This window comes from Enterococcus sp. 4E1_DIV0656 (assembly GCF_002140695.1).
Taxonomy (GTDB): domain Bacteria; phylum Bacillota; class Bacilli; order Lactobacillales; family Enterococcaceae; genus Enterococcus_D; species Enterococcus_D entomosocium.
In genome coordinates, this window is the sequence record NZ_NGLF01000005.1 from 56,911 (window position 1) to 65,179 (window position 8,269).

9 protein-coding genes are annotated in these 8,269 nt (G+C 35.9%); 3 read left to right on the plus strand and 6 right to left on the minus strand.

What is annotated here, in order from left to right; all coding sequences use genetic code 11:
- Positions 1–459 precede the first annotated feature (459 nt).
- Positions 460–1,431 (plus strand): helix-turn-helix domain-containing protein, encoded by a 972-nt coding sequence (locus tag A5882_RS19430; protein WP_086373574.1) that lies wholly within the window; start codon positions 460–462, stop codon positions 1,429–1,431.
- A 174-nt stretch (positions 1,432–1,605) separates the two neighbouring features.
- Here A5882_RS19430 and A5882_RS19435 read toward each other — a convergent pair whose 3' ends face one another.
- On the minus strand, positions 1,606–1,893 hold the full coding sequence (locus tag A5882_RS19435; protein WP_086373575.1) for a type III secretion system protein PrgN: 288 nt from the start codon (positions 1,891–1,893) through the stop codon (positions 1,606–1,608).
- A gap of 161 nt (positions 1,894–2,054) precedes the next feature.
- Entirely contained in the window at positions 2,055–3,551 is a 1,497-nt protein-coding gene (locus tag A5882_RS19440) for a primase C-terminal domain-containing protein (RefSeq protein WP_086373576.1), read from the minus strand.
- Positions 3,552–4,238: 687 nt separating this feature from the next.
- Here A5882_RS19440 and A5882_RS19445 point away from each other — a divergent pair.
- On the plus strand, positions 4,239–5,060 hold the full coding sequence (locus tag A5882_RS19445) for a ParA family protein (RefSeq protein ID WP_002298756.1): 822 nt from the start codon (positions 4,239–4,241) through the stop codon (positions 5,058–5,060).
- A gap of 2 nt (positions 5,061–5,062) precedes the next feature.
- The gene (locus A5882_RS19450) at positions 5,063–5,467 is read left to right on the plus strand and encodes a hypothetical protein (protein ID WP_086373577.1); all 405 of its coding nucleotides are present in this window, start codon (positions 5,063–5,065) and stop codon (positions 5,465–5,467) included.
- Positions 5,468–5,614: 147 nt separating this feature from the next.
- Here A5882_RS19450 and A5882_RS19455 read toward each other — a convergent pair whose 3' ends face one another.
- The 4 genes from A5882_RS19455 to A5882_RS19470 all read right to left on the minus strand — a co-directional run bounded on the left by A5882_RS19455 (position 5,615) and on the right by A5882_RS19470 (position 8,116).
- On the minus strand, positions 5,615–5,980 hold the full coding sequence (locus A5882_RS19455; RefSeq protein ID WP_086373578.1) for a hypothetical protein: 366 nt from the start codon (positions 5,978–5,980) through the stop codon (positions 5,615–5,617).
- Positions 5,981–5,995: 15 nt separating this feature from the next.
- Positions 5,996–7,267, minus strand: coding sequence for a Y-family DNA polymerase (locus A5882_RS19460; RefSeq protein WP_086373579.1), 1,272 nt, complete (start codon positions 7,265–7,267; stop codon positions 5,996–5,998).
- Between the two features lie 242 nt (positions 7,268–7,509).
- Positions 7,510–7,710 (minus strand): hypothetical protein, encoded by a 201-nt coding sequence (locus tag A5882_RS19465; RefSeq protein WP_086373580.1) that lies wholly within the window; start codon positions 7,708–7,710, stop codon positions 7,510–7,512.
- A 103-nt stretch (positions 7,711–7,813) separates the two neighbouring features.
- Positions 7,814–8,116: a hypothetical protein gene (locus A5882_RS19470; protein WP_086373581.1), complete on the minus strand. Its 303-nt coding sequence runs from the start codon at positions 8,114–8,116 to the stop codon at positions 7,814–7,816.
- Positions 8,117–8,269 lie beyond the last annotated feature (153 nt).

An 8,269-nucleotide genomic window follows, 5' to 3' on the forward strand; every position in this document is an offset into this window, starting at 1 on the left:
GTGCTTAGAATTGCCCTGAGACAACCAATAAATAGAAAAACAAGCGAATCGAGTGAAGGATTCGCTTGTTTATGATCAACTCTGTTTAATTTTATCTAATATTACTTCAAACGTTTCAAAAGTATCTATATCTAACTGACATAACCAAAGTAAGTATTTCTTTTCCCTGTCTCTTATACACATCTAGATGTGTATAAGAGACAGCTTTTTTAGTTTGAATAATTTATATTTATATTGTCAGCAAAAATATAATTAAAATTTATCGATTACGGACGGGTAATCTGGATGTTGAATACGTCAAATAGAAAGTCAAACATTCGAAATCCTCCTTTGGATTTGTGCACAAATGAATTTGATATCTGAGTTCATTATTGCAATTTCGTCAATAATCTTCAAGTAAAAACTGTAAATATGCCGATTTGGCATTTTTAAATTAAAAAATATAAACGGAGTAAAAATATGCATTTTCACGAAGCGATAAAATATATAAGAACAAAACTGGATTTGTCACAAAAGGATATTTACGAAGGGATAGTAGTACAATCAACCTATTCAAGATTTGAAAATGGTGAACGAGTCCTTCCTATCGAAGTCATAGAAGCCTTTGCTAACCGATTAGGTGTGCAGTTATCTGAGATATACAACATTCAGAAAGAACAGGACCAACGCATGGTATACATCATTGATCAGACAAAAGAGTGTTTAAACCAAAAAACGAACCCTGACACTGTAGTAAATATCCAAAAATTAGAGTCCTTATTCCGCACTGCAAAGGAGTATAAAAACACCTCTCTTGAATTTTTACGATACTATTACTACATCAGGCAACATTTTCATGAGTTTAGTCCACAGATACCTCAAATAACTGTTAAAGACGCAGACTACGTTTATTCTGAACTGAAAAAAAGGAAGCTGATAACCAGTATTCATCTTCAATTCATCATAGATTTTACAGTACATTTTTCAGACAAACGCATTTTAGATATCTCAAATCTGTTCAAAAATTATGATTTTAAACAAATTTCGTCTTTAAATTCACGATATTCGTATCAACTACCTGAAGGACTTTCCAATCTAGCGGATAGATCAATCGATCGAGCATTATATCAGGAAGAGGAAATGAAAAATAAACTCCTCCAAAATGCAGATGAATTGCTAGAAACACTAATTAAATACCAGGAAATAAAATACTCTTCGGATCACGTAATCTTATATAAAGTCTCAAAGTACAGATACGATTACTACATAGCAAAGGACGAAAAAGAGAAGCAAGCTGCTATCATGAACTTAGAAGATTTTTTAGAAGAATTGAAGTATTACATCACTAAATCACCGGTAAAGCACATCTATGCTGAAGGCTGCATTCCATCAGTTGAGAACACCTTAGCAGGCAAGTTACCCCTAAAAGAGATAAACTATATCATAAACTAAATACCTGTCAGACACTCAGAAACCAAGCTTTTCTCTGGGTGTTATTTACAGAACAAAACCCCCATTCGCAAGCTCATGTAGCCCTCGACGTTATCAATGCCTTTCCCTCACTTCGTTCAGTCCAAGCCATCGATAAGTTTTCGGGACAGTTCCTCCTTCAAACCCTCTAACAACCTAATCGACATACTTCTTTTCCTTTTTCGGATCGATACTCAAGAGAAACTGCTCTTCCAGCTGTAGCAACTCCTTATAAACATCGTCCATAGGCAAGCTTGCGGACAGACTTAAACTATAAAGAAAATCGCAAGGAATAGCTTTAATCGACCTATTTCTTGTTACCCAGCTGGATACCGTACCCTGTTTATAACCATGAAGTTCACAAAACTCCTCCACACTGATCCCTAAACGCCCAATAACAAAAGCATTGATAGGATGTGGATACACGTAAGTTTTCACACTCATAGATAGAAAGCCCCCTCAGTCTTATTACTGCGTATGCAGTTATACTACTACTCTTCTTAAAACCTAGCAAGCAAGGGATAGACCATCTATGAATAAACCAGCACACAAAACAAGGACACTATCAAAGATATTATGTAATAGGCAATTGACGGGTTTAAAATTTATCCTGTATCCAACTCAAATAATTCGGTTTGAACCGCTGGTCTTTTAGGGTTTAAGAGCTTTTCGAACGTCGAATATACTTTTGTATGCTTCAATCCAAATGCTTCTGAAATCGCATTGAAATAAGCCTCTTGGACTTCTTTTTTTACACGTATAATAGTGCTCATTAATGCTTTTACGGAGGCTACTGTAATCCCACCATTGCGTCCGGATCTAACACGAAAATATATTTTATTTTCTTTTTTCAAATGCTTCAGGACTTTATCGAGTGATCTCTCCGGAATCTTCAGCGTTTCTCTAATATCTTTTTTTGTAGTGACGATATAAGGTTTGTGTGTGTAAGAATGCTCGTCTAAATAAGCTAGCAAATCCCCCGCCCACTCGTGAAGGTGTGAGTATTTACGAACTGATCGATCTTTTTTAAATTTGTATAGTCCTGGTCTTTTAGCGAAAAGCTGATCTTCTCCGAGACTTACATCTACCCATTCCTGGCATAAAATAATAATTTTCTCGCGGTCTGCGGCCTGATACTTCCCTGAGTAGGCAGATTTAATTATCTTAGTTAGCTCTCTATTCCTCAAAGGAGACTGCAAACGATCGTTGAATTCAAGCATGGTTAATTCACATTCTTGCATTTCGTACCCAGAAGAATAATATGCTAAAGAAAGGGTGAAAATGACGTTATTTCGCCCAAAAACACCTTTTTGACCTCTGATTTTTTCGCTAAATAAAAGCATCCGGAACCAGGGGTCATCGACTTGGCGGAATTCTTTCTTTGTTGTCAGCTGGTAAACATTATTTTTCTTCGGCAAGTTTTCGAATTCGTAATTTATCGACCAATCCATCCACTCTTTGAAGCTATATCTTTGGTCTGCTTCAAAGTAAAGTATGCTATCGTCAGCTGGAATACGTGTAATCCCAAAATGATTTGCATTTAGGTCAACTGGATATCCTTTCTTGGAAAAGCAATCTCGTAGATTCTTTGAAATTCTTTTTGCACAATCGATTACTTTAAAATCGGTATTTCTGTTAACATACGCTGGTTTATCTAACACATAAAAGAATTGATAGCCACGGGGACTTTTTAAAACCATCGTTGGCATAAAGCCCATTTCAAAGCTATCTAAAATCATTTCTCCGTACTCAAAATTTGGATCAAGTGTATCTACGTCTATGTAAAAAGTATTGATTTGTCGTAAATTATCCTCACCATGGCCAGTTGGGAAAAGTCGATACTGATCGCTATATTTTCCATAACGATAGACGTTTGGCGTCCAATGGCTAAACTGATTTTTGTTTGCACTAACTGCTTCTTCAGAAGTGATCACTACTCCCATACCATCAGCCATATGCTCTTTTGAACGGTACGCAAAAATCGCCCCTCTCCCCGACTGATCTGTGTAAGAGCTCGGTTTAAGGCGGCTATTTTTAAATTTAAATTTACGAATCCCGTTCTGTAAAATAGTCGAGTATACAACATCTAAATCATATGCCATGGTTGCTGATCCTTTCCAAACAAAAAAGAGAACACAAATAATCTTTCGATTTGTGTTCTCTCAATGGCTTAGAACGTCATAATTTCGTTAAAATGCATGACAAATAAGCATGTATATATTGAGTTGCCCGTCAAAAAATGGTAATATAATCCTATAAGTTCAGATTCCCAGTCTGAACTGATTATCCAATCACATAAGTGGTTTCCAGCCACTTACATAACTACCGAGACGAGCGAGAACACATAGGTTTGTATGTGATTCAGAAAAATAGGTGAGGTCCAATTCACTTATTTTTCCGTCTCTTTTTTTACTGTTTATTTTTCTTTTAGACTACAGAACATTCTTCAACTTGTAAAGAACTATTTTTAACAATGGTTTGCAATAGTATACTTTTGAACTTTTTTAATGGTATACCAGTATACTTTTACACTTATTACGGTGTATCAGTATACTGGTATACTTTTTTCGTTTTGTGATTAAAGTATTTACATATCGGTGCTTCCTGAATCTATATAGGAACTTTTTTATATTATTTCCTTTAAATTCGCAGTATACCAGTATACTTAATAATACCTTTAGTATACTGGTATACTTTTACACCAATCTACTTTTGCAATTATTTTCTTTACAAGTAAACTCCACACTGGTATACTTATGATATATTATTAATCAATCGGAGGTCTATTCATGGGAAAAGTATATGTCGTGGGAAATTTTAAAGGCGGAGTAGGAAAAACTAAATCAGTAACTATGCTTGCATATGAAAGTGCTGTAATCAATAACAAAAAAACATTAGTAGTTGACTTAGATCCACAAGGAAACGCAACGAGTATTTTAGCTAAAACAGGTGAGCTTGAAGAAATTACAAAGAGTATCACTACTGGATTTGAGGAAGGAGACTTAAGTACTCAAATTACACCTATCATGAGTAACTTAGACTTAATTGCATCCAATACCACCTTTAGAAACCTAACAAAAATACTAATGAATCGTTTCCCGAATGATGAAATTAAGCAAATTACCTACTTGAAAGAGCTACTGAAACCATTGAAAGAAGTCTATGACGCTATTTATATAGACGTGCCACCTACAATATCTGATTATAGTGATAATGCTATGCTTGCAGCTGATTACTGTATCATTGTGTTACAAACTCAAGAATTATCTCTGGACGGTGCTCAAACCTATATTGCTTACATGCAATATCTTGCAGACACTTACGATAATGATTTACAAGTACTAGGGATTATACCTTGCATGCTAAGACCCGGCGGACGAGTAGATACTAAAGTACTTGATCAAGCAAAAGAGTTATATGGAGGAAATGTTCTGGATACAATCGTTAAGTATCAAGAAAGATTAAAGGTTTACGATGTTGAAGGTATACGTGTTTCGTATTCTTATACTGGAAAACCAGATGGATGGGATATTAAAGCTCATCAGGTATTTATCGATGTTTTAAATGAGTTAGACCGACATGAGGAAATACTAGAATCTCTGGAGGATTAAATATGTCTGAAAATTTCAAGCCAATAATAAGCAATAAGAATAACAAATCTTCTTTACAATCAAAAAAGGTCGAAATAAAAGGAAAAACAGATTTTGGTAGAACCTCTTCTATCACTCCTATAAATAATACGAATACAGAGACTATAAAGAAAGAATCTATTACGAATCCGACTGCAAAAGATAAAAGATTTTCAGCAACCCTAACACAAAAAGTATCGCCTTCTGTTAATTTGAAAATGAACACTCTTAGACCATTTCTGGGCGAATTAGAAAATATGCCTAAGGCCACAATTAATGAGATAGTAGACTTAGTTATAGATAGTTACGTAAACACACGGCTATCAACAAGACAGCAAGAAGCATTTAAAGCAATGTATGAAACTCAGTTGAAAATGCTTAAGAAGTAGAAAAGTATACCAGTATACTTTTCTACTTAAGAGAGAGACTTATTATATAGGGATTTTATAAACTTTATCTAATATAAGATATATAAAGAAAGCGAAAGTATACTAGTATACTTTCGCTTTCTTTATTGTGTAATCATAATATTAGTTCTAAAATTCTTTGCTAGATTGCCACTTTATATGACTGTATAAGCACACATGACGTATCTCATCGTAGCCGATTTTTGTTTCTTCTATATATATCCCTAATTCGTCGAAACCTTTAATCTTGCCAATGATATCAGGATAGTAATTGCCATTTAGGTCTCTGGCTTCCATCTGAATACAGACTGACTTATCCTTCAGTCTTGCTTCCTCCATAATTTTATTGATCTCATCCAGTTCCATTTGTGGTTTCTGGGAAGGGGAGGTTAGCCGCTTTTTATCATCCTTGTTCATTAAGTCTGTATGCTCAGACAGATAGAATCCTGCCCACTTCACCATTCCGCGATCATCGTACGAATCACCATAACTCATTTTTAACCTTCCTTTCTAATGGCCGCCGACTTTCGTGCTGCGGCTAACAGCTGTCGCCCCAGGCAACAACGAATTAGCATGGATCAAAGCCTTAAAGCCATATCTGTTTCTAATTTCATCACATAGGAAATCGAGTTTTTCTTGCTGAATTGTTTTTTCTGGATCAGAAAATAGATCCAGCTGTAAACTCGTCTGATAAACGAGTTTTGAACAGGATACACCGACATGCCGTACCGCATAACCAGTGTAATGTTCCTCAAACAGCTGTAAAAGGTAACTAGTGATTTGTTTTGTGTTGGACGTTGCTGGCACCTTCATTTGACGCGAAAACCCTGGTAACAACTCACCGTGAGAGTAGCCGATAGAAAGGGCGATTGATTCGTTTTGAGCATGTTCTTTTCGTAACCTTGATCCGACCAAATCAGCCATTTCTCGAATGATAATCATTACCTCTTTTTTGTCCGTATAATCTTTCATCAGGATCTGTGAGTTTGATATGCTTTTTTCTAACACCTTATATTTCTTATCAATCTCGCTGCGATCGATACCGTTTGCGTGAGCGTGCAGTTGAAGACCAATCGCACCCATAGCAGCCTTCAGTCTGGAAGGGGGGGTATTTGCAAGTTCTTCGACCGTAGTGATTCCACGTTTCCATAGATTTTTTGCCGTACGGTGACCAATGCCCCAAAAATCAGTCAGACTTTTGATTTTCCAAACTGTAGAAGGGACGTCCTCATAACGCCATTCTGCAATCATGTCCGGATTCTTCTTTCCTGCATTATCCAATGCAAGTTTGGCCAATAACATATTATCCCCAATCCCAACAGTGGTATAGATTCCCGTTTCCTCGAGTATCCTTTGCATTAAGCCTTTTGCGAATTGTTTTGTACGACAATTGCCGTAGAGGTTTTTAACTTTGTCAAAGCGTACAAAGAGTTCATCAATACTATAAACATGAATGTCATCATCAGAAACATATCGACGAATAATATTTACGATTTTTATGTTTGTTTCGATATATAAGTTCATTCGGGGTGGCACACAAATCAAATCTTTATGATCCGGTAGCTCATATTTTCTCGTGAAGTTGGAAATACCTAATTCTTTTTTTGCGGCAGGAGAAGCGGCCAAGACAAGTCCACCTGGCCGATCAGATCCAGATAATACCACTAGCATGGTCGTCAAAGGGTTTAAGCCTCTTTCTACGCATTCCACGGAGCTGTAAAAACTTTTACAGTCGATACATAAGTAATCGCCACGGGGTTCAAAACGATAATCGAAATACATAAAAAACCCTCCTTTATCACAGTTCATTATACGAACTAATGTTCGTTCTGTAAAGAGGGAGGGATTAGCTTATTTTTTTAATAAAAACGTGAGACCATTGGCAATACGTGTTTCTAAATATTATGAAGCATTACTTAAAGGGGATTAACAGCGATATTTCTTCAAATGTGCTTAGAATTGCCCTGAGACAACCAATAAATAGAAAAACAAGCGAATCGAGTGAAGGATTCGCTTGTTTATGATCAACTCTGTTTAATTTTATCTAATATTACTTCAAACGTTTCAAAAGTATCTATATCTAACTGACATAACCAAAGTAAGTATTTCTTTTCCTTATATGTCCAGTCAATAGTAGGGTAGGAGGACATCAGATTGTTGTATCTTGCTTTTTGCTCACTTGAAGCCAGCTGCCAGCGTTTCTCAAATATTTTTTGTTCTTCCATTATCGCCCCCCCAAAAAGAGCGCTGCCTGAAACTTCAATAACGGGCAGCGCAGGTCTAATTACGCAGATCTAAGTATAGCATATCAAATAAATATGAAAAAACTTAGAAGGTAGTAAAGGTTCTCCCGTCTTTTGCTTTGCTTCTGTTCTTAATGTGTTTCGTTATCGTTGCCCTACAAAGCTTTTCATTGAGTACACACTCGTTTATTGTTGCATACTTCCTTACATTACTTTCTTGATCAATTACTTTTATGCCATTGGCATCCTGATAATTAATTGGGGAAGCTCGTTCATCAGTAATGCTTTTTCCTATCACTTGTACCTCTTGCACAACTTCAGGGCGATTGATCCATCCTAATTCAGTTGTTAAATTAAGTATTCGATAGTAGCTGTCTTTATTTCTCATATAGTGTAATCACCGCAAATAAAACCTCTTATTTTGTTCCTTAGGCCAATATTTAAGACACTTTCTTACTTCTTCTAATGAATGAACAGGTCTTATCCGGCTCACTTAGATTTAAGATAGACTTCGTTATAGTAATAATCTATTAATAGAGAG

What these genes read in the sequence shown, in the direction of transcription:
- A5882_RS19440 (WP_086373576.1), bottom strand. Translation starts at nt 3,551, where the DNA reads ATGGCATATGATTTAGATGTTGTATACTCGACTATTTTACAGAACGGG.
- A5882_RS19455 (WP_086373578.1), bottom strand. Translation starts at nt 5,980, where the DNA reads ATGAGTTATGGTGATTCGTACGATGATCGCGGAATGGTGAAGTGGGCA.
- A5882_RS19465 (WP_086373580.1), bottom strand. Translation starts at nt 7,710, where the DNA reads ATGGAAGAACAAAAAATATTTGAGAAACGCTGGCAGCTGGCTTCAAGT.
- A5882_RS19445 (WP_002298756.1), top strand. Translation starts at nt 4,239, where the DNA reads ATGGGAAAAGTATATGTCGTGGGAAATTTTAAAGGCGGAGTAGGAAAA.
- A5882_RS19470 (WP_086373581.1), bottom strand. Translation starts at nt 8,116, where the DNA reads ATGAGAAATAAAGACAGCTACTATCGAATACTTAATTTAACAACTGAA.
- A5882_RS19430 (WP_086373574.1), top strand. Translation starts at nt 460, where the DNA reads ATGCATTTTCACGAAGCGATAAAATATATAAGAACAAAACTGGATTTG.
- A5882_RS19435 (WP_086373575.1), bottom strand. Translation starts at nt 1,893, where the DNA reads ATGAGTGTGAAAACTTACGTGTATCCACATCCTATCAATGCTTTTGTT.
- A5882_RS19460 (WP_086373579.1), bottom strand. Translation starts at nt 7,267, where the DNA reads ATGTATTTCGATTATCGTTTTGAACCCCGTGGCGATTACTTATGTATC.
- A5882_RS19450 (WP_086373577.1), top strand. Translation starts at nt 5,063, where the DNA reads ATGTCTGAAAATTTCAAGCCAATAATAAGCAATAAGAATAACAAATCT.